The sequence below is a fragment of the Rahnella aquatilis CIP 78.65 = ATCC 33071 genome, from assembly GCF_000241955.1.
GTDB lineage: Bacteria > Pseudomonadota > Gammaproteobacteria > Enterobacterales > Enterobacteriaceae > Rahnella > Rahnella aquatilis.
Genome location: NC_016818.1, coordinates 421,284 through 445,820 on the forward strand (window position 1 = coordinate 421,284; position 24,537 = coordinate 445,820).

The following is a 24,537-nucleotide window of genomic DNA, read 5'->3' on the forward strand; positions in this document are numbered from 1 at the left end:
TATGTCAATCAAAGGTTAAGTGTAGTTTGCGGTATGGCTTTGTTTGTTTTCTGGGGGGCAGATCACGCAAGCGGAGAAAAAACAGCGGGATATATTCATTTTTCATGCGGAGCAGTCCACATAAGTTCAGGAGGGAGGAGGAAAGCGAGAAAGTTAAAAATCATGATTTTTAATGTAATTAATTGGTTAAAGAAAGCTTAATTCAAGATGAGGTGCGGGGATTTTCTTATCTATTGCGGAACATTTAATATCAAATATTTTAACCTCTGAGTTAATTTACTTTCATAAATCTCAGGTTTAAAGATTAATCTGAGAGTAAAACTCTTAATATTTGCAATTAGCAAATTATTATAACGTTAAATTAAAAATATCAGTATATTGATCTGGTAAGAGAGGGGTGCTCTCTTCGGTACAGCGAAAAATATCGCTTAATAGCTGTTTAATGCTTAATAGCTACCGTTAAATCTCAAGGACTCATTATGTTTAACGCCAAAAAAAAGACACTGATTATTGCTTTATCTGCCTTTATTTCTGCATCGGCTTTTGCGGATGATACAACTCCTCCGACAGGAGCCGATCAGGGTTCAGGCCGTATTCATTTCACCGGGACGGTGATTAATGCACCTTGCTCAATTGCGGCGGGTGATGAAGACATTAATGTAAACATGGGGCAGGTCGCGAATAAGGTGCTCGAAAGCGGCAATAAATACTCTCAGAACGTGAACTACACCATTCATTTACAAGACTGCGATCTGACCGCACAGACTGCGGGCACTGTTGAATATCCGGCGATGTCCAAAGTCGCCGTTTCTTTTGCCGGTACGCCTGACAGCAGTGCCGCAGAACTGCTGGCCAACACCGGCAGCGCGAAAGGCGCAGGCATCCGCCTGATTGACGCCAACGGCGATCTGCTCAAAGTGGGTGACACTTCCAAAGATATCAATCTGGTCACTGGCAATAATGAGCTGGTATTCGCCGCACGCGTGGAAGCCAACTCTCAGCCTGTATCAACCGGTACTATCGTTTCTCAGGCGACTTACGCCCTGAACTATAAATAAATATCGCTGCTATTTAGGGGAGTTTTCTCCCCTTTATTTTTCGGCCGTGCCAGCGCCGGGGATTGGTGTGGATTACTATTTTAGTAAGAAGTGATTTTATTATGTCGTTAGCGATGAATAGAACATCGGCTGAAATAAAAAATGCTCTATGGTTTATTTTCCTTCTGTCGGGATGCTTTATTTCAGTCAGAAGCTTCGCAGTGGAATTTAACGTTAACTTCATTGATTCTGCCGATCGCAATAACGTCGATCTGTCACGATTTCAGGTGGCCGATTATATCGCGCCCGGCGAATACCTGCTGGATGTGGTGCTCAATGGCCGTACGCTCGGCGAACAGAGCGTGATTCACTATATTCCCACTGCAGATAAAAAAAACAGCCGCCTGTGTTTACCGCCCGCACTGGTTGATAAATTCGATCTCACCAAAGACGCACGCGAAAAGCTGACTCTGTGGCATCACGGCGAATGCACGTCTCTCGATCAGCAGCAGGAAGTCACTGCACGTTACGATCAGGCAAAACAAACGCTGAACATCAGCATTCCGCAGGCCTGGCTAATCTTTCACGACCAAAACTGGGTGCCACCTTCGCAGTGGGACGATGGCGTCAACGGCGCATTGCTCGATTACAATCTGCTCGGCAGCAAATACATGCCGCAGTCCGGCGACAGCACCACCAGTTTCAGCAGTTATGGCACCACCGGTTTTAACGTCGGGGCGTGGCGCGCCCGTGCCGATTATCAGTATTCTTCGTCGCGCACATCGGGCATGCCAGCCAGTGACAAATTCACCTGGACGCAGACCTATTTGTACCGCGCGCTGCCTTCTGTTGGCGCACGTCTGACTGGCGGGCAGACTTATTTCAGCTCCGATATTTTCGATTCATTTCGCTTTCTCGGCGTCTCGCTGAACAGCGATCAGCGCATGTTGCCGCCGTCACTGCGCGGGTATGCGCCGCAGGTCACCGGCATCGCCAAAACTAACGCTAAAGTGAGCATCAGTCAGAACGGACGGGTGATTTATCAGACCAATGTGTCACCGGGTCCCTTTGTGGTTCAGGATCTGACCGAAGCGGTACAGGGTGCGCTGGACGTCAAAATCGAAGAAGAAAATGGCAGCGTGACGACTTATCAGGTGACCACCGCAACCATTCCGTTTCTGACCCGAAAAGGCCAGGTACGTTTCAAAACCGCCATGGGTAAACCGACCACCGGTAGCAGCAATCACGTCTTGCAGCCGGGTTTTTACAGCGGGGAAATGTCCTGGGGGGCGCTGAATGATTTCTCGCTTTACGGCGGTCTGATCACCACCACCGGTAACTATCAGGCGCAGGCCATCGGCGTCGGGCAAAACCTGCAAAAACTCGGTGCCGTATCTTTTGATGTCACGCGCTCCTCGGCGACCGTGCCGGTGGCAGGGAAACAAACCGGACTGAGTTACCGCGCCAACTATTCCAAGCGGTTTGACTCGACCGGCAGTCAGATTACGTTTGCCGGATACCGCTTCTCGGAAAAAACGTTTATGTCGTTCAGCCAGTATCTCGACAAGGTGAATGGTGACGGCTATTCCCGCGATGATAAACAAACTTACACCGTGACAGCCAATCAGTATCTGCCATGGCCCGCAATTACGCTTTATCTCTCGGCGACGCACAAGGTCTACTGGAATGAGAGTGCGAGTAATAATTACAGCGTATCGGTCAGCAAGATTTTTGATATCGGCCGCTTTACCGGCATCTCAGCCACCTTTTCCGCCAGCAAGCTGAATTACCGTGATACCGATGAGAACCAGATGTTTCTGTCGCTCAGTTTGCCCCTGTCGTCAGGGCAGCAAATCAGTTACGACGCCCAGCAGGATTCGCAAAGTGGTTTCTCGCAAACGGCGTCGTATTACAACAGCCAGGATCCGAACAATAGCTGGCGTGTGGGTGCGGGCGGGAGCAGCCCGGATCTGCAAAAAGGCAACGGCGTGTTCCGCGCCAACTACCAGCACATGTCGCCGTACGGTCAGCTTGGCGCGAACGGCAGCGTGAAAAATAACGATTACCGCTCGGTGAACGCCAACTGGTACGGCTCGTTTACCGCAACGGCGGCGGGTGCAGCATTGCATCAGAGCAGCGCCGGCAGCGAGCCACGCATGATGGTATCAACCGGCGTGAAAGGCATTCCGATCAGCGATGGCGCGTCAGTGACCAATGATTACGGCATTGCCGTGGTGAACGGCGTATCCAGCTACCAGACCTCCGATATCCGCGTTGATGTGAATAATTTGCCGGACGACGTGGAAGTTTACAGCTCGGTGGTCAGCAAAACCCTGACGGAAGGTGCAATAGGCTTTCGCAAAATCCGCGCCATTAAGGGCGAACGCCTGATGGCGGTAATACGTCTCGCCGATGGCAGCCACCCGCCGCTGGGCGCTGCCGTTACGGACAACAGTTCCGGGTTTGAGGCGGGCCTGATTGGCGACGGTGGTCTGGCGTATCTGGCCGGAGTCTCCGGTGAGAAATCCCTTACCGTCCGCTGGGGAGACGGACAGCAATGTCAGATCCAGGTGCCACCGCAGCCCGTGACATATTCAGGGCAGGTATTGCTGCCTTGCACCTAATAATTAAAAACGATTTCACCAAAACAGATCATGAAAGGAATAACCCGATGAACATGCATTTATTACGGTTTTTGGCGGCATTACTGCTGATGACGGGCGCGGCTTATCCGGCTTGTGCCGCAGTCAACCTTGACCGGACGCGCATCATTTATAACGCCAGTGATAAATCCGTCAGCGTGATGCTGGAAAACCAGAGCAAAGATTTACCGTATCTGGCGCAGGTCTGGCTGGAGAACGCGAAGGGCGAAAAAATCACCTCTCCGCTGGTGGCGTTGCCGCCGATGCAGCGCATTGATGCAGGTCAGAAAAGCCAGATCCGCATCCTGCAATTACCCGAAACCGCTGGTCTGCCGAAAGATCGCGAATCGCTGTTTTATTTTAACGTGCGTGAAGTGCCACCAAAGAGTGACATGGCGAACGTGATGCAGGTGGCGATCCAAAGTCGGGTGAAGCTATTTTTCCGTCCGGCGGAAATCAGGAGTCTGGTGAAAGGCAACTGGCAGGAGCAACTGCAGGTTATCCGTCTCAGTGACGGATTGAAACTGACCAATCCGACGCCCTTTTACATCACCGTCGGTTATTTGGGTAAAGATAACAAAGGCAATATTCCTGGTTTTGACAGTGTGATGCTGGCTCCGTTTGCTACCGAAAACCTCAGCGGCAGACAGTATGTTAGCCAGCAATACAGCCTGGGCTACATGGATGATTACGGCGGTTTGCAGGTGAACGAGTACCACTGTCAGACACAACAATGTCAGCGCATCAGCAAAGATGCGAAACGCTAAGGAGAAGTGATGGCTGGTATTCACAGATTTCAGGCGGGCCGGATGGCGTTTCTCCTGCTGCTGCTGTTTTTTTGCCGCAGCGCACTGGCGCTCGATTGTGTCGAAAAAGGTACCGGTATTGTGGACAAACCGGCCATTCCCGTCGGGCAACTGGCGATCCCGGCGAACGTGCCAGCCGGCACGAAAGTCTGGGAATCAAACGATATCAATGTCACGGCCTATTGCGACAACGTGCTGGGTTCAATCATTGACGTGGTGCACTTCTATTTTAATCCTAAATCCCAGTCGATTGGCGAGGGGCTGCTGCTGGGCGTCAGTTACAACGGGCAGGATCTGGAGCAGAACGAACAGCGTCTGAGTACCAACAGTACGCCGATCAAAAAAGGGCAGAATGTGACGGTGAATGTCACATTCCGCCTGTATATCAAAGTCAGTGGAAATGCGCCTTCCAGCGGCCATTATCAGGGTACCGACCAGTTTACGGTTTTCCAGCTCGATGGAAGCCGGGGTATTAACAAAACGCCGGGCGCAAAAAACCTTAAATACAATCTCTCAGGGTTACAGGGGATCCGCTTTCTGGCCTGCGGCTCTGATTTGAAAGTCTATCCTGAGTCTCAGATTGTCGATTTTGGGGCGATTCAAAGTACCACGTTGTCCCGGTCGTCCGGCATTTCACTGCCGTTTGCCATTAAAGCGGTAAAACAAGGCTGCCTTGATAACTTCTCGTTACAGGCGGAATTTTCCACCGCCAGCCCGCTGCTGGACGACACGGCGATTGACCTGTCCAACGGCGCGAAGCTGATGCTCTATAACGACCAGAATAAAGCCATCACTTTCAACCGTTATGATGACTTTGCTGAGCTGAACAATGTGAATGAAGTGACCAAAAACTTTACGGCGAAACTGAGTGCGATCCCGGGGAAAACGCTTTCTCTCGGGCGGTTTGATGCGTCCGTGATCGTCAAGATCAACTACTACTGACGACGGCTTAAGGAAAGGGAGAACGGTATGCTTAGAACGGCAAAATTGCGGGCGCAGGCGCTTGAGGAACCGGTTTATAAGGCCCAGGCTCCGGAGCTGATCGCAGAGACTCACATTCATGCCCTGCTGCAAACTCTGCGCGAAGATGCAGGGCTGAGTAAGACAGAACTGGCCAGACGGCTGGGCGTTACACCACCGGCCATTACCCGCCTTGAAAAGCGGCCGGCTCAGGCCAGTTTTTGTACCCTGTCTCGTTACGCACAGGCCTGCGGGTTTCGTCTTTACCTCTGCTATAAATAAGCAAATGGTTGCAATGTGATTGTATTCAAAAGATTTTTTTGAACACGCACAACGCAACCGGAGACTGGTTGCTTTCAATCAACAAGGTATTGTCGTCGTATTTCTTCAGCGCCAGTGTGTCAGTATGGCCGGTCAGAAAAAAACTGTTCAGCAGCAGAAGAGACGAAATCTGCCAGTCCATATTGTCTACACTGTCGATATTTATCTGACTGCTGGTGAGCGAATAGGTACTGGAGTGAGTACTTTCGTGAATATAGTCATAATAAATATTTCTCAGCAATGTTTTTCGTTGCGTAATATTCCCTTTTTCGTCATACAAATATCCCGTTCCACTGAGTGAAACTAAAATCTTGTGGTTGTCAAGAAAACTGAAATAGAGTGTGCTCACCAATTTTGCGCTTTGATTATCATATCGTGCTTCTACAATCATATTTCCACGGCATGGAATGTTAACAGGGAATACCGCCCTGTCCTTTTTGACGGAAAAGCCATGCAGAATAAAGAGCAATATAAATACAGTCGGAATTAATGGAAGGACAATGATCTTCCATCCCTGAAAAATACGTTTTCTATCACTGATCATGCGTAGTCCTGTCATTTGTATAATAGCTTATGCAAATGTTAGCTTTATCATTATCATCGGTAAGGCACTGCGCCATGAAATCACGAACTGAGCCGGTATTGACAGGCGAGGTAAAACGCTCACTTTGGAATATGAAAATATCTCCCGGTTTGCAGGTGATATTATTTTTTTGCAGAAAGGTCTCGGCCAGTTCAATAAAATCGCGCTGACGGGACAAAACTACGGGTGCGGTCGAATACAAATCACAGGCACCGAGTCTGGCGATTTTCAGCTGCGTTTTCGGATCCTGTAAATCGTGGTACACAATGAAAAATGCCCATATGGTTAGCGCCATCGTCACCAACAGACTGATCATAAAGCCGTGCCGGAACCTGTTTGTACGGTTTTCAGATTGTGTTTTTAGCTGAACGGGTATTACCGTCGGCCTGATAGTTTCTTCCTTCTGCTCTGTTTCAGTCAGCCGGTTTTCCGGCGTTTTGCTGACCTGCACGTTGTGGATCTGAATTTTCTTCTCAGAAATTTCATGCGTAAAGTAAGGTTCAATAATAATGTGTTTACGGATAGTAAAACCGACTTTAGGTACGGTAACGATAAACTCGTTCGGGTAACCTAACGTCACCATCACTTTGCGTAATTTGCTGATGCAATGGTTAAGATTATTATTACTTGCAGTCAGTCCATAGTCATCCCAAACTTTTTTAAAAAATATTTCACGCTCAACAACAATACCCTTTTTCTCTATTAGTAATAATAATATCCTGCGCGCAGGATTAGAAATGGCGATCTTGTTTTCTGAATCACCCGGTAATGAAATTGTGTTATCTTCAGGGTTGAAGAGTATTTGATTTTCAATCAGATAATTCATGTGCATTTCACGCCTCCCTGTTAAGAATATCCTGCTTCCACACCTGTTTCATGTCATGAGAACAATGTGCACCTTGCACGCATTCTTCATTTATATGCCATGCGACAGGTCAGTCAGTATAAACCGTTCTATTTCAAAAACAGATTTCTGTCGTAAATGTTTACAGAGCAGCGGTTTGACATGTAATGGGGGAAAGTGTGCGAAAAGATATAAATCACGTACGGATTTTTAGTAGTACGTGATTTTTTTGATTATTACCGCAGGTACGGGCCGGGAATGTCGATGTGCTGCTGAGAGAAATCGACAGCAATACGGGTACCCAGAGGAAGCGTTAACATCGGATGGGTATGGCAGCAGTCGAAGCCATCAACCAGCGGAATGTCTTGTCCGTTCAGCACTTCAAGCAACACATCCGCTGGTTGTCTTCCTGAACCCGCATCATCAAACAATTCGTGTTTTCCCAGCAGAATGGCGCTCACACGGTCGAAAATCCCGTTCAGTTTCAGCATCGAAAAAGAACGCTCTACAGTCGCGATATCTTTCAGGCTGTCCTCGATAAACAAAATATCGCCCTGACGGATTTCCGGCATATAAGGGCTGCCCCAGATGCCAGACAGCGTATTCAGATTGCCGCCGATGACTCGTCCTTCAATACGGCCCCTGCCAAGAAAACGGCAGGTATTGGCGTATAACGCTTTCGCCCTTACCGGCGTGACATCATTCCAGTTGAGCTTTTCGTCCGTCCAGTGTTGGGGTAAGGCATAGCGGTAAGGTTCACTGTGGCGGGTCATCAGGATGTCAGCAAAAGACGCGTAGGTTTCATCAACCAGCGGCGGAAATTCACCAAAAGAAGCCACCAGCGCCGGGCCGTAAAAGGTGATTAACCCTGTTTTCGCATAAATCCCGGCCAGCAACGCCGTCGTGTCGGAATAACCGATGATGATTTTCGGATCGGCACGCAAAGCATCGTAATCCAGATAAGGCAGCAGGGAGTTAGTGTTGTTGCCACCAATCGTCGACATGACACAACGCACCTGCGGGTCACGGAACAACTGATTCAGTTCTTCCGCGCGTGCCTGAATGGAGCCGGAACGATAGTGATCATATTGCCCGGTCATTGTGCCCGCTTTCAGCACAAATCCTTTATCTTCCAGGAACTTCTTCCCACGCAGATAGCGGTTCGGGGCGGTGGCAGTCACCGGTGATGATGCAGAGAAAAAACCAATGGTATCGCCGGTTTTCAATGCAGGAGGGAACAGCGGAAGTTCTGACGAAGGCATTTTACATCCTATAAATCTGCTCAATGTTCAACCTGCAATGTATCAATTCAATTGCAGGTTGAACAGGGACCTACAGGATAAACCGGGGGATTAATGACCGGTGGCGATTTCTTCCGGCGGTGCTTTTTTGCCAAATAATTCATTCACTTTGTTCTGGCGAACCAGAATAGCCATGGCAATGACCCCGACGATCGCCAGCCCGCTCGAAAGGATGAAGGCTGACTGATAACCCCCGCCGTACTGGATTAAAAATCCGGTGATACTGGGGGACAAAATCCCGGCCAGATTCGCCAGTAAATGCACGAAACCGCCCGCCGTGCCGATACGGTGCGCCGGAACGATATCCTGTAACAATGACCAGCATGCCTGTGGCGTCATGTAAGCAAAAATACTGGCAACTGTAATCAGTGTCACGGCGCCTGCGGTGTTTTGGGTATAAGCCGTCATCAGCACACAACCGGCAGCAACAATCAGACCGGCGAAAATCACCGCTTTGCGCGAGAAGAGGAAATTACCGCTACGACGGTAGAGGATATCGGCAACGATCCCGCCCCCTATGAAACCCGCGGTTGCGCCCAGCCAGGGCAGAATACCAATAATACTCATGCTTTTAATGTCGAGATGCTGGAAATCGGTGAGATAGCTTGGCAGCCATGACAGGAAGAAATACTGGATGTAGTTGAAGCAGAAAAAGGCCGCAGCCACCCCCAGCACCGGCTTGGAAAACACGTAATACCACAGACTGTGGGCATCTTTTTCTCTGACGCCGTTTGTCACTGGTGTCGCCGGGCGATCGCTGGCAATCAGACGTTTTTCTTCCTCTGAGACTCGCGGATGCTGTTCTGGCTTATCGCGGAAAAAAGTCATCCATGCCGCCAGCCAGACGAAGCCCAGCGCGGCAATCACCACGAAGGCGATACGCCAGCCGAAATGCAATCCGACCAGCCCGACAACCGGCGCGGCGATGGCGGCCCCCAGCGGTTGCCCCGCATTGGTGAAACCGACCGCGCGGCCGACTTCCTTGCGCGGGAACCAGTTGGAAATCGACTTGTTAGTAGTAGTGCCCATCGGGCCTTCGCCGATACCAAACATGACGCGCACGACCAGTAAATGGGCGAAACCGCTCACCAGTGCGGTTGCGCCACAAAATACAGACCAGAATGCGGCAGCGAAGGCGAAGACTTTTCGCGGACCAAATTTGTCTGCACTCCATCCGCCAATAAAGCAAAACAGGCAGTAGCCGATAAAGAAGGCGCTGAACAAAATCCCCATCTGGGCATCATTGATATGCAGGTCGCTTTTGATCAGCGGTGCCATTACCGATAACGCTGCCCGGTCCAGATAATTGAGTATGCCGGCAAAGAATAGCAGCAGGGCGATCACGACACGGTAATTAGATTTATACATGAGCGGTCTCCGCGTTCAGAGAAAGAGTATTCGAGCTGATAAGGTACTTCTGAAGGGTGGAAAGTGACGGCTCAAACCCCAACCCCGGCATGTCCGGCAACAGCATATGCGGTTTGAAATTCAGTTGTGAATAAAGGGTTTCCTGCCACTGAATGTATGGCACTTCCAGGCTCACGCTGTCGTCGAGCATAGCGACCAGTTGGGCGGTGGCCATCAGGCCGGCACCGTAATAAAAACAGTGCGGAACAACGCGGATGTGGTATTGCTTCGCCAGCGTAAATACTTTCAGCATAGCGGTAATACCGCCGACTTTACTGACGCTGGGCTGCGCGATATCGATTGCGCGGTGTTCGAAATGTTCGGCGAAGCCCTGAACGCCTGCGGCATTCTCTCCTGCGGCAATGCGCGTGCCTTGTTTGCGAACTTCCGCCAGCCCGGCTAAATCATCCGGTGGCCAGACCGGTTCTTCCAGCCAGCCCAGATTTAGAGAAAGCAACGCCTGCGCCTGTTTCGCCGCTTCTTCCACGTTCCACGGGCAATTCACATCCACCATCAGTTCAGCATCGGCGGGCAATATCTCTCTGGCGGCGGCGATGGCGGAATAGTCGGTTTCATGCAATTTGATGGCGCGGAATCCGGCCTGATAAGTGCTCAGCACTTTCGCCGCCACCCGTTGCGGATGGTTGCCATAACTGACCAGGCTGGCGTAAACCCCGATTTTCTGACGTTTTGCGCCCAGCATTTGCCAAAGCGGTTGCTTGCGTGCTTTTGCCAGCAAATCCCACAGCGCAATATCCACCGCGGAAAGGGCAAACATCACGGGGCCTGTGCGGCCGAAAGCATGAAAATTCACCTCGGCCTGCTGCATCAGTGCGGCAATTTCCTGCGGACTTTGCGGGCAACGCTGGCCGAGGAAAAACCGTCCAACCAGCCCGTTTAACGCGGTTTCTGTCATCGGGTTACAAAGGTGCCCGAATCCTTCACCCCAGCCGTGTAAGCCTGTGTCGGTACTGATTTTTACCAGCAATGTTTCCATTCTGGTGAGTTCGGGAGACGCCGCGTTATAGGCATCCGTTTGTGTCTCTGGCGTTTTTCCTCTGCCGCTGCTGAAAGGGATCGCAACGCGCAATACCTCAATCTTGGTTATTTTCATGAGACGTTCCTGTTTTTGTAGGGCTTCTGAGAAACTTATCAGCCTAAGGAATCAGTCTAAAACGCAGGGAATAAGGCCGTTAACGGACGTCAGCCTAACTTTTAATCAGGATTAAACGGGAATTTTGTGCAAATGAACGAGGTGGTGAGAAGGGCGTCACGAAAGTGGGGATTGGAAATTTGCCAAACGGCAGAAAGCAAAAAACCCGCCATAGGCGGGTTTCTTTAAATATGGTGCCCGGACCCGGACTAACGCCGCAGGCGTTTGAACAACGGCTATGCCGTTGGCCCGCAGGGCGAGCCTGTTAAGGCGAGTCATCGAACGACGTTCGATGGAGAGTCCGTAGCGCAGAAAGCAAAAAACCAGCCGTTAAGCTGGTTTCTTTAAATATGGTGCCCGGACTCGGAATCGAACCAAGGACACAGGGATTTTCAATCCCTTGCTCTACCGACTGAGCTATCCGGGCAACGGGGCGCATTAAACCGTATTGGGCATGTTCCGTCAACGGCTTTGTCATCTAAAACACATAAAAGACGTTTGTTTGCTGCCTTTTCATTCAAAAAGGGTGAAATCGCCGGACAGCAATAAGGGAAAGTCAGGAAAGTGCCCCATGTTCACGGCAGCGGGCGATGTTCAGTACATCCTCTGCCAGACGGCGTGCGACTTCCACATCGTTCAGCTGGCGCTTAACGAGCAGTTTACTCAGGCAACCTTCGAGGATCAGTTCCATCTGCTGAGCGACCATTTCCGGGTCATCCGAGCCCATTTCCTGCAAAAGCGACAAAGTATAGTCATAGGAGGCCCGTTTTTGCTGTTGAGCCAGTTGATGAATCGGCGTATCGCTGTCAGGGAAAAACGTGCAGGCGGCGATAAACAGACATCCCGGATAGCGCTGCTGCCGCACCTGCTCATCCAGCACTTTATAACGAGCCAGCAATTTCTGTGGCGCGGAAAGAGATTCATCCAGCATCAGCTGACGTCGCCAGATATCAATCTGTTCGCCGTGATAACGCAGGCTGTCATAAAGCAGGGCTTCGGCATCCGGCCAGAAACGGCGTAATTCACTGAGCGGAACATCGACCAGTTCGGCGACAGTTTCCAGTGACAATGTTGCAAGGCCACGTTGTTCCAGGAAATTAAGGGTTTTATCGAGAACTTGTTCACGTAGCACGTTTGCCTCCTCACAATTCGCGTACTTCAAAATGTAGTGTCGTTTACGGGTGGACTTTCTGCAAATGCGCGCTGAACTCCGCTGCATCCATAAAACCCGTCACCCGTGATTGTGGCAACTCATGACCATCCGGCCCGAAGAATATAATCGTCGGCAGGCCAAGAACATTCAGACGTGCTAACAACGCCTTCTGCTCAGGAGAATTTTGGGTGACATCTGCCTGCAGCAATACAGTGTCCGACAGTTCATTCTGCACTTCTGACGCTGAGAAGGTATATTTTTCAAATTCTTTACAAGCCACGCACCAGTCGGCGTACAAATCCAGCATGATACGTTTTCCCTGCGCGCCCTGAAGGGCCGTATCCAGCTCCGCGACGTTATGGATCTTCTGGAAATTGAGTGCATGCGTCTGTGCCATCGTATTACCGGCTGGCGCAAATGCCCAGTCCTGCAAGGGACGGCTGACGATCAGCACCGCAGCAAGAAACGCAATTTGCAGGATGCGCACCATGCCATGCTGACTTTTCAGGCTGAGTAACAAGGCCCAGCCGAAGAAAGCTACGCCGAGCAGACTCCACAAACGAAGCCCCCAGATATCGCCTGTCACACGTTCGAGCAGGAATACCGGCAGCGCCAGAATGACAAAACCAAATCCTTCTTTGACATATTGCATCCACGGTCCGCTGCGGGGCAGCAATTTATTGCCGAACATCGTGACGATAATAAGCGGGATGCCCATGCCCAGCGCATACAGATACAACGTGCCCGCACCGGCCAGCAGATTGCCGCTTTGGGCGATATACAGCAGGATCGCACTGAGCGGCGCGGTGGTGCAGGGCGAACAAATCAATCCGGCGAGTGCGCCCATGATAAAGACGCCGGGCAGTGAGCCGCCTTTTTGTCCATTACTCCATAGCGCCAGACGGGTCTGCACCGAGGAAGGGAGTTGCAGGCTGAAGGCACCCAACATCGACAACGCCAGCGCAATGAACATCACCGACAGGACGATCAGTACCCACGGGCTTTGCAACGCGGCCTGAAACTGTAAACCTGCTGCTGCGACGACCATGCCGAGCAGTGTGTACGTCAACGCCATACCCTGCACGTAAAACAGCGACAGCATGAAAATGCGTTTCATGCTGTGAGGGCGCTGACGCCCGAGAATGATGCCGGAAATCAGCGGATACATCGGCAGCACACAAGGCGTAAAGGCAATACCGATGCCGATCAGTAATGCCCACAGCGGAGAAAATGGCAGTGGTGTGGATTGCTTTTCTGGCGTCGCGATAACCGGTGCGGTATCTGTGGCAGGCGTGCTGAGAGGGGAGAGTTCGGTGACGGCACTCAGCGGTACTTCGCGGGTTTCCGGCGGATAGCAGAAGCCTGCGGCGGCGCATCCCTGATAAGTCACGCGAACGGTCGCATCAGCACCAGCCTGTCGTAACGGAACCGTCAGGCTCAGGGCATTCTCATAAACTTCGCTGTCACCGAAAAACTCATCATGATGATCGCGTCCTTTTGGCATCAGGAATGCCGCCAGCCGGGCATTCTTCGGTTCCAGTTCAATTTTGCTGCGATACAAATAATAGCCGTCGCGGATTTGCCAGTTCAGTTTAAGGTCGTGACCTTGCTGCCGGAAATCAAAACTGAATGCCTGATCGACGGGCACAAACTGCGCCACGGCGGGTTTGCCAAATAGAGAAGCATTGGCCTGAAACGGCAAAAGGCACAGGCTGCAAAGCAGAAAGAAGAGTCGAAAAATGCGGTGATCCATGCGGAGTAAAATTCTCTTTGTCGCGGCAGATGAACAGCCACTGAGTGAACCGACAGAAGATGCGCACGGCGTCATGCCATAACGCGTTGATGAACTGTGAGTATACCCTGAGCGATCGCAGAGCAGAAAGCCCCGCTGTGCTTAACGGGGGCCGCAGCCCCCGGAAAAACTGTCAGAGAATAATACTGCCGAAACCAAATCCGAAAAGTACCGCCAGGAACACGCCGATGGTGCCGGGGATAAAGAACGGGTGGTTGAAGACGAAGCGTCCGATGCGGGTCGTGCCGGTGTCATCCATTTGCACGGCAGCCACCAGCGTCGGGTAAGTTGGCAGAATGAATAAGCCAGAAACGGCCGCAAAGGATCCCACGGCTGTCAGCGGCGACACACTCAGCGCCAGCGCCATCGGCAGCAGGGCTTTGGTCGTCGCTGCCTGCGAATACAACAGCGCCGAACTGAAGAAGAAAATCACCGCCAGCAACCACGGATGCGCCTGGATCAGGCCGCCTGCCGTTTCTTTGATCCAGCCGAGATTGGCCTGCACAAAGGTGTCACCCAGCCAGGCTACACCGAGGATACAAATACAGGCGCTCATGCCGGACTTGAACGTGCTGGAGGTCAGAATGGCGTCGGTATCAATACTGCACAGCAAGGTGATTAATGTGGCGACACTGAGCATGATAATCAGGATAGCGCTGTTGGTGGTCATCACCGGTTGCGCGACCCAGCCCAGGCTCGGGCTGTTAATGACTGCATAAGCGACCACCGTCAGTACGCCGAGCAGGAACAGCAGCACCGAGAGTTTGGCGCCGCGTTTGATCTCCGGCACTTTATCGCCCCGCAGTTGGATAAGACCTTCTTCATACCGTTTGAGATAAACCGGGTCATTGGACAGCTTTGAGTCAAAGCACCAGCTGACAATCAGCGACATCAGGATCACGGCGGCCAGCGTGGCCGGGATCATCACCATCAGCAGATGCAGATAACTGACACCATGACCTTCCATGGTGGACGCCATATACACTACGGCGGCCGAAATCGGCGAGGCGGTGATCGCTATTTGCGCGGCGACCACGGCTGTCGAGAGCGGACGACAAGGCTTAATGCCCTGTTCTTTAGCTACTTCAGCAATGACCGGTAACGCCGACAGTGAGATGTTGCCGGTGCCCGCCATAATCGTCAGAAAATAGGTAACGATGGGCGCGAGGAGGGTGATGTGTTTAGGATTGCGCCGCAGCAGTTTTTCGGTTTGTTGCACCAGATAATCCATCCCGCCTGCCACCTGCATGGTCGAGATCGCAGCGATCACCGCCATGATGATGGAGATGACATCAAAAGGGATGGTTCCCGGTTTAACGCCTATCAGTGCGAGCACCAGAACGCCAAGCCCGCCGGCGAAACCAATGCCGATGCCGCCTAAGCGCGCGCCGAGGAAAATCGCCGCCAGTACAATAATAAATTCGATAATTAACATGGTTGTCCGTCCATATTCCCAGCACTCCTTAAGGAATTGATAATTAATTGTTGTGTAATTGTTGTGTCGTGCAAAGTAAAAAGGCCCGCTGTTCTGCAGAACAACGAGCCTTTAAAAGGTCAGTATTTGAGTCTGTTACTGTTCATTTTCATCGGTATAGCGTTTGGCTTTGTAAGCCGGATGTTTCAGGTTTTCGATAGAGAAAATGTCATCCAGTTCTGCCTCCGTCAGCAGGCCGCGCTCGAGCACCACTTCCCTGACGCTCTTACCGGTTTCAGCACAAATCTTGCCGACGATATCGCCATTGTGGTGGCCGATGAACGGGTTAAGGTAGGTGACGATGCCGATAGAGTTGAAAACGTAGAACTCACACACTTCTTTGTTCGCTGTAATGCCATTGATACATTTTTCGAGCAGATTGTAGCAGGCGTTAGTCAGGATATGCACTGACTCAAACATCGCCTGGCCAATTACCGGTTCCATCACGTTCAGCTGGAGCTGGCCTGCTTCTGCCGCCATGGTGACGCAAACGTCGTTACCGATGACCTTAAAACATACCTGATTCACTACTTCAGGGATCACCGGGTTCACTTTGGCTGGCATGATAGAAGAACCCGCCTGCAATTCCGGCAGGTTGATTTCGTTCAGACCTGCGCGCGGTCCGGAAGAGAGCAGACGCAGGTCGTTACAGATTTTAGAAAGCTTCACGGCCAGACGTTTCAGCGAGCTGTGGACCATCACGTATGCGCCACAGTCCGACGTCGCTTCAATCAGGTCTTCAGCCGGTACGCAGGCCAGATTGCTGACTTCTGCCAGTTTTTCTACCGCCAGTTGCTGATAACCTTCCGGCGTATTCAGGCGGGTACCGATTGCCGTCGCGCCGAGGTTCACTTCCAGCAGTAATTCGCCGGTACGCATCAGGTTGCGGGTTTCTTCTTTGAGCAGCACGTTAAACGCGTGGAATTCCTGACCGAGCGTCATCGGAACGGCGTCCTGCAATTGTGTGCGGCCCATCTTGATGATGTTTTCGAATTCTTTCGCTTTACGCTCAAAACCGTCGCCCAACTGGGAAATGGCATCAACCAGCTTCAGCAAGGACGCATACACGGCGATACGAAAACCGGTCGGGTAGGCATCATTGGTGGACTGGCATTTGTTCAGATGATCGTTTGGATTGAGGAACTGATAATCGCCTTTCTGGTGTCCCATCAGTTCAAGACCGATGTTCGCCAGCACTTCATTCGTGTTCATATTTACCGAGGTTCCCGCGCCGCCCTGATAGACGTCGATAGGGAACTGGTCCATGCATTTGCCTTTATCAAGCACTTCGTCGCACGCCTGAATAATGATATCCGCAATATGGCGTGGGATGGTACGCAACTCTTTATTAGCCAGAGCCGCCGCTTTTTTCACCATCACCATGCCACGAACAAACTCAGGGACATCACTGATCTTGGTGTTGCTGATATAGAAGTTTTCAATCGCCCGCAGGGTGTGAATGCCGTAATAAGCTTCTGCCGGTACTTCGCGCGTGCCCAGCAGGTCTTCCTCGATACGAATGGTGTTTGACATGAGAACCTTCTCTTCGGTACTAAAGCGTTATGCGATGTTTAAAATTATGTTACTTACTGTGGTGAATTTAAAACGATCAACCGTTGTTTTGGCTACGAAGGCGATCATATGCTGCTTCAGACGAATTGCACGTACTAAGATCACTATCCTGCCCTATTACTGTGCAAGTTTTTAGTATCTGTGAGAATTCTCACAATTCATTTACCTGCTCAATTAAATCAGGTCTGATGCTTGAAATCATGATGGATGAGCACCATCTCAGTGTAGTCAGCCTGCATTTCTTTGATAGCAAAGATCCCGAGCAGGCACTTATTCAGGGTCTGGAATGTCGCTGCGACAGCGCTTGCGGAGCCAAATTACAAGGAGAATGCGGTGCGCTGGTTACCGTTACTACTGTTATTCCTGCTGGCTTACATTGAAATCACCTTATTTATTAAGGTGGCTGCGGTGGTTGGCGTGGCAACAACGCTGTTGCTGGTTGTCTTTACCTCTTGCGTGGGTGTCTCCCTGGTGAAGAATCAGGGCATGAAAACCTTTATGCAGTTGCAGCAAAAACTGGCGGTCGGGGAAAGCCCGGCGGCCGAGATGGTCAAAAGTGTTTCGCTGGTGATTGCCGGCTTCCTGCTGCTGGTACCGGGCTTCTTTACTGATTTCCTCGGTTTGCTGCTCCTGCTGCCACCCATTCAGAAACGACTGACGCTTAAACTGATGCCGCACCTGAACATTGTGCGTTCCGGCGGCAACTGGGGAAGCAGTGCGCCAACCGGAAATACCTTTGATGGTGAGTTCCAGCGGACGGATGAAACACAGGAACGTCTGGTTTCACCTAAAAAAGATGACGACACAGAGCACCGTGATCGCTAATCTCTGTGGCCTTGATTGTTAAAAAATTGTTGGGAAGCACGGCGAAGGCCGATTTTTAGCGACCGGAGCATTGAAAGAAAAAGCAAAATTTTTTTCTGTTCTTCCCCTTGAAGGGCTGTGTATCGCCCCCATTAAACAAACCACGAGGCCGGGCAAGCTTTGCCGGGCATTCAACCCTAAAAATAGATATGGACCCGCTCACAGGAGAGTTATCAATGAAAATTCGTCCATTGCATGACCGCGTTATCGTCAAGCGTAAAGAAGTTGAATCTAAATCCGCTGGCGGCATCGTTCTGACTGGCTCAGCTGCGGGTAAATCTACCCGTGGCGAAATCCTGGCTGTCGGCCATGGTCGCATTCTGGAAAACGGTGAAGTGAAAGCGCTGGACGTGAAAGTTGGCGACATCGTCATTTTCAACGACGGTTACGGCGTGAAAGCTGAGAAGATCGACAATGAAGAAGTGTTGATCATGTCCGAGAGCGACATTCTGGCCATTGTTGAAGCCTGATTGTCCCCCGACCCACTTTTTTCTGAACAGAACGAATTTAAGGGAAATTAAAAATGGCAGCTAAAGAAGTAAAATTCGGTAACGACGCCCGTGTGAAAATGCTGCGTGGCGTAAACATCCTTGCTGATGCAGTAAAAGTGACCCTGGGCCCTAAAGGCCGCAACGTGGTTTTGGACAAATCTTTCGGCGCACCAACCATCACTAAAGACGGCGTGTCCGTTGCGCGTGAAATCGAACTGGAAGACAAGTTCGAAAACATGGGCGCACAGATGGTGAAAGAAGTCGCGTCCAAAGCGAACGATGCAGCGGGTGACGGTACCACTACCGCAACCGTTCTGGCGCAGGCAATCATCACTGAAGGCCTGAAAGCTGTTGCAGCGGGCATGAACCCGATGGATCTGAAACGTGGTATCGACAAAGCTGTTATTGCTGCGGTTGAAGAACTGAAAAAATTATCTGTCCCTTGCTCTGACTCTAAAGCCATTGCACAAGTGGGTACCATCTCTGCTAACTCCGATGAAACTGTCGGTAAACTGATCGCTGAAGCTATGGAAAAAGTGGGCAAAGAAGGCGTCATCACTGTTGAAGAAGGCACCGGTCTGCAAGACGAGCTGGATGTGGTTGAAGGTATGCAGTTTGACCGCGGTTACCTGTCTCCTTACTTCATCAACAAACCAGAAACCGGTTCAATCGAACTGGAAAGCCCGTTCATCCTGCTGGCTGATAAGAAAATTTCTAACATCCGCGAAATGCTGCCAGTACTGGAAGCCGTTGCTAAAGCCGGTAAACCACTGCTGATCATTGCTGAAGACGTTGAAGGCGAAGCCCTGGCGACTCTGGTTGTGAACACTATGCGTGGCATCGTGAAAGTGGCTGCGGTTAAAGCACCAGGCTTCGGCGACCGTCGTAAAGCTATGCTGCAAGACATCGCAACCCTGACTGGCGGTACTGTTATCTCTGAAGAGATCGGTCTGGAACTGGAAAAAGCCACCCTGGAAGATATGGGTCAGGCTAAACGTGTTGTTATCAACAAAGACACTACCATCATCATCGATGGCGTTGGCGAAGAAGCAACCATTCAGGGCCGTGTTTCTCAGATCCGTCAGCAGATTGAAGAAGCAACTTCTGATTACGATCGTGAAAAACTGCAAGAGCGTGTGGCTAAACTGGCAGGCGGCGTAGCCGTTCTGAAAGTGGGCGCAGCGACTGAAGTTGAAATGAAAGAGAAGAAAGCTCGCGTTGAAGATGCCCTGCACGCAACCCGTGCTGCGGTAGAAGAAGGCGTGGTTGCTGGTGGTGGCGTGGCGCTGGTGCGTGTTGCTCACACTCTGGCTAACCTGACTGGCGACAACGATGACCAGAACGTGGGTATCCGTGTTGCGCTGCGCGCGATGGAGTCTCCACTGCGTCAGATCGTAGTCAACGCCGGTGAAGAAGCCTCTGTTATCGCAAACAAAGTGAAAGCGGGCGAAGGCAGCTTCGGTTACAACGCTTATACCGAAGAATACGGCGACATGATCGCAATGGGTATCCTGGATCCAACTAAAGTAACCCGTTCTGCTCTGCAGTACGCGTCTTCTGTAGCTGGCCTGATGATCACCACCGAGTGCATGATCACCGACCTGCCGAAAGACGATAAAGTCGATATGGGCGGTGCTGGCGGTATGGGTGGAATGGGCGGCATGGGCGGCATGATGTAATCATCCCCCCTGCGTTCATCCGCGGGTATGCGAAATCAGCGAGTTTTTTGCTCCTGAATTCACGTACTGAAGAAACCCGGTCTGAAAAGGCCGGGTTTTTTTATTTGACCCTTTTTTATCAGGTTCAGTAAGATAACTCTCATTGTCTCCACCCTTTAACGTGTAGACTCGTTTCTGCGTGGGTTTCGGATTTTTACCGATAGCGTAAACTTGGGTATGCGTGGCAGCGGATGCCTAAGAGAGCCAGGTGTTTTCTGATAGGCTTTATGTGATTACAAAAACAAATGGGGAAAGTGATGCGGATTAAAATGTTACTGGGCCTGTCAGCTATCGCGCTGCTCGCCGGGTGCAGTACCACTCATCAACTGGATGCAGCGGGCCAGCAGGTGAAATTCACGGACGATAAACCAGGCGCAAATTGTCAGTTACTGGGTGAAGTCACCGGTGCCCAAAGCAACTGGTTCTCCGGCACCGGTGGTGACGGCAGCTCCATGCGTGGCGCCGCGAATGACCTGCGTAACAAAGCGGCAGCCATGGGCGGCAACACCATTTATGGTGCAAACAGCCCGTCCCAGAACTTCCTGTCCAGCTTTGCTCCGGTTGACAGCAAAATGGTCGGTCAGGTTTATAAGTGCCCATAGTCGCCTGAGCGATAAAAATACTAAAGGGATGCCAATGGCATCCCTTTTTGCATTCCCCTTTCATACTTCAAGCTGCAGGCACGTTGGCGACGTTCAGTCACCCGAATCACTTACCTGAGTATGTTCATCGGGACTCCATCACTTGCCGCCTTCCTGCAACGTGAATTATTTTGGGGTAGATTAGTCTGTTATGACTGCTTCAGTCGCAAATCCAATAGGGTTTTGCTCGGCTCACCGCCAATCTCGCGGGTCAGTTTCGGTACCATATAACCTGACACCTTACTCATCAGCCCTTTCATGATGACGCGCGCTTCGTCGTCGTTCACCATGAAATGCGCCGCACCTTGTACTTTATCCAGCACGTGGATGTAATAAGGTAAAATACCCGCCTCAAACAGCGCGTTGCTCAGTGCAGCAAGTACATCGGCAGAATCATTTACCCCACGCAACAACACGCTCTGATTGAGCAGCGTCACGCCATGGTGTTTCAACTTCGCCATGCTGGCGCGCAATGCATTATCAATCTCATTGGCGTGATTGATATGTGTCACCATCAATACCTGAAGGCGTGATTTTTCAAGGCGCTGGCACAAGTTATCCGTGATACGTGCGGGAATAACAACGGGCAAACGGGTATGAATACGCAGCCGCTTAATGTGTGCGATCCCTTCGAGTTCACCGATCAACCAGTCGAGTTCATGATCTTTTGCCATCAGCGGATCGCCGCCGGAGAAAATAATTTCATCGAGTTCCGGGCGTGTGCGGATATAATCCAGCGCCTGAACCCAGTTGGCCTTATTTCCCTGGTTGTCCTGATAGGGAAAATGACGGCGGAAACAGTAGCGGCAATTTACCGCACATCCGCCTTTCACCAGTAACAGGGCGCGATTGCTATACTTGTGCAACAGACCCGGAACAACGCTACGTTGTTCATCAAGCGGGTCGGTGGTAAAGCCCGGCGCGGCGATAAATTCCTCGCGTGCGGTTAATACCTGAAGCAATAAAGGATCCTGTGGATCGCCCGGCTGCATGCGTGCCACAAAGGCGCGGGGTACACGAAGCGGGAACAAACGACGGGCTTCACGCCCATTTTGCAGTTCTGCATTGTCGTTAAGTGCCAGAAGAGTAAGCAGTTCATCCGGGTCAGTGATAACATCGCCGAGTTGATACAACCAATCTTCTCTAAATGGCGCGTTTAGGGTTACAATGTTTGCCATTTTTTTGGCTAATACCAGTTTAAAATTAGAGGGCCATCATGGCGACTTATTCTAGCAACGATTTCCGTCCGGGTCTTAAAATCATGTTCGAGGGCGAGCCTTACGCTATCGAATCCAGCGAATTCGTAAAACCAGGCAAAGGCCAGGCTTTCGCACGCGTTAAAATGCGTCGTCTGCTGACCGGTTCCCGTGTAGAAAAAACCTTCAAATCTACCGACTCGTGCGAAGGCGCAGATGTTGTAGATACCAATATGAACTACCTCTACAACGACGGTGAGTTCTATCACTTCATGCACCCTGAGACTTTCGAACAGCATCAGGTTGAAGAGAAAACTGTTTCCGACGCCTCTAAATGGCTGCAGGACAACGCAGAATGTATCGTGACGCTGTGGGATGGCCGTCCTATCGCTGTTCAGCCACCGAACTTTATCGAAGCTGAAGTTGTTGATACCGATCCGGGCCTGAAAGGTGATACCGCAGGTACAGGCGGCAAGCCTGCAACCCTGAGCACCGGCGCTGTGGTTAAAGTGCCATTATTCGTGCAGATCGGCGAAATCGTCCGTTGTGACACCCGCTCTGGCGAATACGTTTCCCGCGTTAAATAAGTTCTCAATACTTATTACGCCGGATGAAAGCTGCCGCAGGTGAATGCCTGTCGCAGCTTTCCGGCCCCAACTTGTTGAATGGGATTATGTTTACCATGTTGAAGAAGATGATGTTTATCGTGGTTTCAGTGATGTTGCTGGCTTCGTTATCCGGCTGCAACACGGTTCATGGTTTCGGTGAAGACATCCAGCATCTGGGTGGCGCGATTTCCAAAGCAGGCTGATCCCTTCAGCCTCGTTTTACCAAATGTCCTAAAATCCTGCCTTATCCCTTCTATATCCAGAAAGTTAGCTACACTAAAAGTGTCGTACTTTACATTCTCTTATAGGAAGGAAATTTATATGCTGAAGAAAAGTATCCTCGCTATCTTGTCTGTTCTTGTTCTGTCTTCTGCGTTAACTGCCTGCAATACCACGCGTGGCGTGGGTGAAGATGTGTCTGCGGGTGGGCAGGCAATTCAGAAAAGCGCGCAATAGCGGGCGAATAACGTTAAGTAAACTGATGTCTGCCTGCACGTTGATGCAGGCAGTGTTGTTTTTATGGCACGCGTTTTAGGATGTAAAAATCAGGGTTGTTTCACCCATACCAGTTTGCTGGTATCAAACCCGTACTGCTGCGCTGTTTGCAGAAGTTGTTGTTTTACGCTGTCATCCAGCGTCGGTGTACGTGACAGGATCCACAGATAGCTTTTATCCGGCCCGCAGACCAGCGCGTAGCGATAATCTTTATCCAGTTCAATGACGTTATAGCCGCCATAGAACGGGCCGAAGAATGACACCTTGAGCGCCGCCCGCGCCGGCGATCCGGTGAAGTAACCTTTGCCTTCACTTTCCTGCCATTTATTCTTCTGCGGATTAAACCCGCGATTAATCACTTTTACGCCGCCATCATCGCGCAGGCTGTAATTGGCGGTAACGCGTTCCAGACCGCTTTCAAAACTATGGTCCAGTCTGGCGACTTCATACCAGGTACCGAGATAGCGGGTGAGTTCGAAATTATTGACGACTTTGACGTCAGCAGGCGGCGTTACGCTGCACGCGACCGACAGAAGTGCTGTGATGATAACGCTGAGCTTTGACCAGATACGCATAGAGTTTCCTTCCTTAGTATGTTCTCTAAGTGTAGGTAACAAAAAAGAAAAAGGGAAAACCTGCGGATAAAGAATGAAAACAGCGGCCAGAGAGATGGCCGCTGGAAAGTCAGATCTCTGCGGATCAGAGGCGGATCAGCACGATAAGGGTGACGATACTTAAGATCGTCGCCAGTCCGTAGAACACCCATTTTCCGGCCGGAACGTGGATCTTCAGGTCGTGCATGCAGTGATGGATCCGGTGAAGACCGCACCACAGAGGCAGCACGATCATCAGCAGCAGGAACAGACGCCCGATCCCGCTCTGTGCAAATGCCAGTACGCGCGGATAACTCAGTGCGTCACCGGGGAAGAAACCCAGTGGCAACAGGAAGCATACCAGCAGAATCATCACCGGCGCGAAAATCGCGCTCCACATACCGCCCGCACCAAACAATCCCCAGAACACCGGCTCGTCTGAACGTTTAGGAAGAGTATTTTTCATGTCGCCTCCTTAAAGAAACAGTGCGATAACGAGAACAACCAGCGTCACGACGATCGTCACGCCCCAGAAACCGGCAATCACCGGTTCCGGCCCCATCTTTTTGCCTTTTACCACAACGATGGAGGCTTTCGGTGCCAGTTCGAACCAGGTTTTGGTATGCAATAAAGCGGCAAGCAGGGCGATCAGATTAATCAGCAAGACCACCGGATTTTGCAGAAAATTCACAAAACCTGCCCAGCTTTCAGGCCCGTTACGTAACGAGCAAACCCCTGCCAGCAGTAAGAGACTGAACCACACAGCCGGAACCGCCGTGCCCTCACGCAGCATATAAAAACGGTAGAACGGTAAGCTTTTCCACCAGCTGGCTTTCATCTCATGCACGTAGGGTTTACGTTTGCTGCCCGTGCTTTGCGTTGTCAT

25 protein-coding genes and 1 tRNA gene are annotated in these 24,537 nt (G+C 51.0%); 12 read left to right on the top strand and 14 right to left on the bottom strand.

Features of this window, described 5'->3' with window-relative positions:
• Positions 1-479: 479 nt before the first annotated feature.
• The 5 genes from RAHAQ2_RS01985 (at position 480) to RAHAQ2_RS02005 (ending at position 5,727) form a co-directional block, all read left to right on the top strand.
• Positions 480-1,058 (top strand): fimbrial protein, encoded by a 579-nt coding sequence (locus tag RAHAQ2_RS01985; RefSeq protein ID WP_014333624.1) that lies wholly within the window; start codon positions 480-482, stop codon positions 1,056-1,058.
• A gap of 101 nt (positions 1,059-1,159) precedes the next feature.
• Entirely contained in the window at positions 1,160-3,661 is a 2,502-nt protein-coding gene (locus tag RAHAQ2_RS01990; protein WP_014333625.1) for a fimbria/pilus outer membrane usher protein, read from the top strand.
• A gap of 89 nt (positions 3,662-3,750) precedes the next feature.
• Complete coding sequence (locus RAHAQ2_RS01995) at positions 3,751-4,446, top strand: fimbrial biogenesis chaperone (protein WP_377435450.1); 696 nt, start codon at positions 3,751-3,753, stop codon at positions 4,444-4,446.
• A 9-nt stretch (positions 4,447-4,455) separates the two neighbouring features.
• Positions 4,456-5,427 carry a fimbrial protein gene (locus tag RAHAQ2_RS02000; protein WP_014333627.1) on the top strand — a complete coding sequence of 324 codons (972 nt, stop codon included), beginning with the start codon at positions 4,456-4,458 and terminating at the stop codon, positions 5,425-5,427.
• Between the two features lie 27 nt (positions 5,428-5,454).
• A complete protein-coding gene (locus RAHAQ2_RS02005) occupies positions 5,455-5,727 on the top strand; it encodes a helix-turn-helix domain-containing protein (RefSeq protein ID WP_014333628.1) in 273 nt (90 codons plus the stop codon).
• A 25-nt stretch (positions 5,728-5,752) separates the two neighbouring features.
• Here RAHAQ2_RS02005 and RAHAQ2_RS02010 read toward each other — a convergent pair whose 3' ends face one another.
• The 10 genes from RAHAQ2_RS02010 to aspA all read right to left on the bottom strand — a co-directional run bounded on the left by RAHAQ2_RS02010 (position 5,753) and on the right by aspA (position 17,006).
• The gene (locus RAHAQ2_RS02010; RefSeq protein WP_014333629.1) at positions 5,753-6,310 is read right to left on the bottom strand and encodes a FidL-like protein; all 558 of its coding nucleotides are present in this window, start codon (positions 6,308-6,310) and stop codon (positions 5,753-5,755) included.
• Positions 6,300-7,175, bottom strand: a complete 876-nt coding sequence (locus RAHAQ2_RS02015) for a winged helix-turn-helix domain-containing protein (RefSeq protein ID WP_238532056.1) — start codon at positions 7,173-7,175, stop codon at positions 6,300-6,302. The genes RAHAQ2_RS02010 and RAHAQ2_RS02015 overlap by 11 nt, the downstream gene beginning before the upstream one ends.
• A 254-nt stretch (positions 7,176-7,429) precedes the next feature.
• On the bottom strand, positions 7,430-8,455 hold the full coding sequence (locus RAHAQ2_RS02020; RefSeq protein ID WP_014333631.1) for a S66 family peptidase: 1,026 nt from the start codon (positions 8,453-8,455) through the stop codon (positions 7,430-7,432).
• Positions 8,456-8,545: 90 nt separating this feature from the next.
• On the bottom strand, positions 8,546-9,862 hold the full coding sequence (locus RAHAQ2_RS02025; RefSeq protein WP_014333632.1) for an MFS transporter: 1,317 nt from the start codon (positions 9,860-9,862) through the stop codon (positions 8,546-8,548).
• Positions 9,855-11,015 carry a mandelate racemase/muconate lactonizing enzyme family protein gene (locus tag RAHAQ2_RS02030; RefSeq protein ID WP_014333633.1) on the bottom strand — a complete coding sequence of 387 codons (1,161 nt, stop codon included), beginning with the start codon at positions 11,013-11,015 and terminating at the stop codon, positions 9,855-9,857. The genes RAHAQ2_RS02025 and RAHAQ2_RS02030 overlap by 8 nt, the downstream gene beginning before the upstream one ends.
• 390 nt (positions 11,016-11,405) lie before the next feature.
• A tRNA-Phe gene (locus RAHAQ2_RS02035) sits at positions 11,406-11,481 on the bottom strand.
• 129 nt (positions 11,482-11,610) lie between these two features.
• Positions 11,611-12,186, bottom strand: a complete 576-nt coding sequence (dicD, locus tag RAHAQ2_RS02040; protein ID WP_014333634.1) for a division control transcriptional repressor DicD — start codon at positions 12,184-12,186, stop codon at positions 11,611-11,613.
• Between the two features lie 43 nt (positions 12,187-12,229).
• Positions 12,230-13,960 (bottom strand): protein-disulfide reductase DsbD, encoded by a 1,731-nt coding sequence (locus RAHAQ2_RS02045; RefSeq protein WP_014333635.1) that lies wholly within the window; start codon positions 13,958-13,960, stop codon positions 12,230-12,232.
• Between the two features lie 172 nt (positions 13,961-14,132).
• Entirely contained in the window at positions 14,133-15,434 is a 1,302-nt protein-coding gene (locus RAHAQ2_RS02050; RefSeq protein WP_014333636.1) for an anaerobic C4-dicarboxylate transporter, read from the bottom strand.
• A 135-nt stretch (positions 15,435-15,569) separates the two neighbouring features.
• Entirely contained in the window at positions 15,570-17,006 is a 1,437-nt protein-coding gene (gene aspA / locus RAHAQ2_RS02055) for an aspartate ammonia-lyase (RefSeq protein WP_014333637.1), read from the bottom strand.
• 372 nt (positions 17,007-17,378) lie between these two features.
• Here aspA and RAHAQ2_RS02060 point away from each other — a divergent pair, with 372 nt between their 5' ends.
• From RAHAQ2_RS02060 to RAHAQ2_RS02075, 4 genes are all read left to right on the top strand, one after another.
• Positions 17,379-17,870, top strand: coding sequence for an FxsA family protein (locus RAHAQ2_RS02060; protein ID WP_014333639.1), 492 nt, complete (start codon positions 17,379-17,381; stop codon positions 17,868-17,870).
• A 215-nt stretch (positions 17,871-18,085) separates the two neighbouring features.
• On the top strand, positions 18,086-18,379 hold the full coding sequence (locus RAHAQ2_RS02065; protein WP_009636718.1) for a co-chaperone GroES: 294 nt from the start codon (positions 18,086-18,088) through the stop codon (positions 18,377-18,379).
• Positions 18,380-18,432: 53 nt separating this feature from the next.
• Positions 18,433-20,079, top strand: a complete 1,647-nt coding sequence (gene groL, locus RAHAQ2_RS02070; RefSeq protein WP_014333640.1) for a chaperonin GroEL — start codon at positions 18,433-18,435, stop codon at positions 20,077-20,079.
• 296 nt (positions 20,080-20,375) lie between these two features.
• The gene (locus RAHAQ2_RS02075) at positions 20,376-20,720 is read left to right on the top strand and encodes a DUF4156 domain-containing protein (RefSeq protein WP_014333641.1); all 345 of its coding nucleotides are present in this window, start codon (positions 20,376-20,378) and stop codon (positions 20,718-20,720) included.
• 188 nt (positions 20,721-20,908) lie between these two features.
• Here RAHAQ2_RS02075 and epmB read toward each other — a convergent pair whose 3' ends face one another.
• Complete coding sequence (gene epmB / locus RAHAQ2_RS02080; protein WP_014333642.1) at positions 20,909-21,937, bottom strand: EF-P beta-lysylation protein EpmB; 1,029 nt, start codon at positions 21,935-21,937, stop codon at positions 20,909-20,911.
• Between the two features lie 38 nt (positions 21,938-21,975).
• Here epmB and efp point away from each other — a divergent pair, with 38 nt between their 5' ends.
• The 3 genes from efp to RAHAQ2_RS02095 all read left to right on the top strand — a co-directional run bounded on the left by efp (position 21,976) and on the right by RAHAQ2_RS02095 (position 23,019).
• Positions 21,976-22,542, top strand: coding sequence for an elongation factor P (gene efp / locus RAHAQ2_RS02085; RefSeq protein ID WP_013573742.1), 567 nt, complete (start codon positions 21,976-21,978; stop codon positions 22,540-22,542).
• A 95-nt stretch (positions 22,543-22,637) separates the two neighbouring features.
• Positions 22,638-22,766: an entericidin A/B family lipoprotein gene (locus tag RAHAQ2_RS02090; protein ID WP_013573743.1), complete on the top strand. Its 129-nt coding sequence runs from the start codon at positions 22,638-22,640 to the stop codon at positions 22,764-22,766.
• 118 nt (positions 22,767-22,884) lie between these two features.
• Entirely contained in the window at positions 22,885-23,019 is a 135-nt protein-coding gene (locus RAHAQ2_RS02095; RefSeq protein WP_014333643.1) for an entericidin A/B family lipoprotein, read from the top strand.
• 89 nt (positions 23,020-23,108) lie between these two features.
• Here the strand turns inward: RAHAQ2_RS02095 and blc are convergent, their stop codons facing one another.
• The 3 genes from blc to frdC form a co-directional block, all read right to left on the bottom strand.
• Positions 23,109-23,633: an outer membrane lipoprotein Blc gene (gene blc / locus RAHAQ2_RS02100; RefSeq protein ID WP_014333644.1), complete on the bottom strand. Its 525-nt coding sequence runs from the start codon at positions 23,631-23,633 to the stop codon at positions 23,109-23,111.
• A gap of 124 nt (positions 23,634-23,757) precedes the next feature.
• The gene (frdD, locus tag RAHAQ2_RS02105; protein WP_014333645.1) at positions 23,758-24,117 is read right to left on the bottom strand and encodes a fumarate reductase subunit FrdD; all 360 of its coding nucleotides are present in this window, start codon (positions 24,115-24,117) and stop codon (positions 23,758-23,760) included.
• 9 nt (positions 24,118-24,126) lie between these two features.
• Complete coding sequence (gene frdC / locus RAHAQ2_RS02110; protein WP_014333646.1) at positions 24,127-24,537, bottom strand: fumarate reductase subunit FrdC; 411 nt, start codon at positions 24,535-24,537, stop codon at positions 24,127-24,129.

Coding starts and splice junctions, on each gene's coding strand:
- RAHAQ2_RS01985 (WP_014333624.1), top strand. CDS start 480: ATGTTTAACGCCAAAAAAAAGACACTGATTATTGCTTTATCTGCCTTT.
- RAHAQ2_RS01990 (WP_014333625.1), top strand. CDS start 1,160: ATGTCGTTAGCGATGAATAGAACATCGGCTGAAATAAAAAATGCTCTA.
- RAHAQ2_RS01995 (WP_377435450.1), top strand. CDS start 3,751: ATGACGGGCGCGGCTTATCCGGCTTGTGCCGCAGTCAACCTTGACCGG.
- RAHAQ2_RS02000 (WP_014333627.1), top strand. CDS start 4,456: ATGGCTGGTATTCACAGATTTCAGGCGGGCCGGATGGCGTTTCTCCTG.
- RAHAQ2_RS02005 (WP_014333628.1), top strand. CDS start 5,455: ATGCTTAGAACGGCAAAATTGCGGGCGCAGGCGCTTGAGGAACCGGTT.
- RAHAQ2_RS02010 (WP_014333629.1), bottom strand. CDS start 6,310: ATGATCAGTGATAGAAAACGTATTTTTCAGGGATGGAAGATCATTGTC.
- RAHAQ2_RS02015 (WP_238532056.1), bottom strand. CDS start 7,175: ATGAATTATCTGATTGAAAATCAAATACTCTTCAACCCTGAAGATAAC.
- RAHAQ2_RS02020 (WP_014333631.1), bottom strand. CDS start 8,455: ATGCCTTCGTCAGAACTTCCGCTGTTCCCTCCTGCATTGAAAACCGGC.
- RAHAQ2_RS02025 (WP_014333632.1), bottom strand. CDS start 9,862: ATGTATAAATCTAATTACCGTGTCGTGATCGCCCTGCTGCTATTCTTT.
- RAHAQ2_RS02030 (WP_014333633.1), bottom strand. CDS start 11,015: ATGAAAATAACCAAGATTGAGGTATTGCGCGTTGCGATCCCTTTCAGC.
- RAHAQ2_RS02045 (WP_014333635.1), bottom strand. CDS start 13,960: ATGGATCACCGCATTTTTCGACTCTTCTTTCTGCTTTGCAGCCTGTGC.
- RAHAQ2_RS02050 (WP_014333636.1), bottom strand. CDS start 15,434: ATGTTAATTATCGAATTTATTATTGTACTGGCGGCGATTTTCCTCGGC.
- aspA (WP_014333637.1), bottom strand. CDS start 17,006: ATGTCAAACACCATTCGTATCGAGGAAGACCTGCTGGGCACGCGCGAA.
- RAHAQ2_RS02065 (WP_009636718.1), top strand. CDS start 18,086: ATGAAAATTCGTCCATTGCATGACCGCGTTATCGTCAAGCGTAAAGAA.
- groL (WP_014333640.1), top strand. CDS start 18,433: ATGGCAGCTAAAGAAGTAAAATTCGGTAACGACGCCCGTGTGAAAATG.
- RAHAQ2_RS02075 (WP_014333641.1), top strand. CDS start 20,376: ATGCGGATTAAAATGTTACTGGGCCTGTCAGCTATCGCGCTGCTCGCC.
- epmB (WP_014333642.1), bottom strand. CDS start 21,937: ATGGCAAACATTGTAACCCTAAACGCGCCATTTAGAGAAGATTGGTTG.
- efp (WP_013573742.1), top strand. CDS start 21,976: ATGGCGACTTATTCTAGCAACGATTTCCGTCCGGGTCTTAAAATCATG.
- RAHAQ2_RS02090 (WP_013573743.1), top strand. CDS start 22,638: ATGTTGAAGAAGATGATGTTTATCGTGGTTTCAGTGATGTTGCTGGCT.
- RAHAQ2_RS02095 (WP_014333643.1), top strand. CDS start 22,885: ATGCTGAAGAAAAGTATCCTCGCTATCTTGTCTGTTCTTGTTCTGTCT.
- blc (WP_014333644.1), bottom strand. CDS start 23,633: ATGCGTATCTGGTCAAAGCTCAGCGTTATCATCACAGCACTTCTGTCG.
- frdD (WP_014333645.1), bottom strand. CDS start 24,117: ATGAAAAATACTCTTCCTAAACGTTCAGACGAGCCGGTGTTCTGGGGA.
- frdC (WP_014333646.1), bottom strand. CDS start 24,537: ATGACAACGCAAAGCACGGGCAGCAAACGTAAACCCTACGTGCATGAG.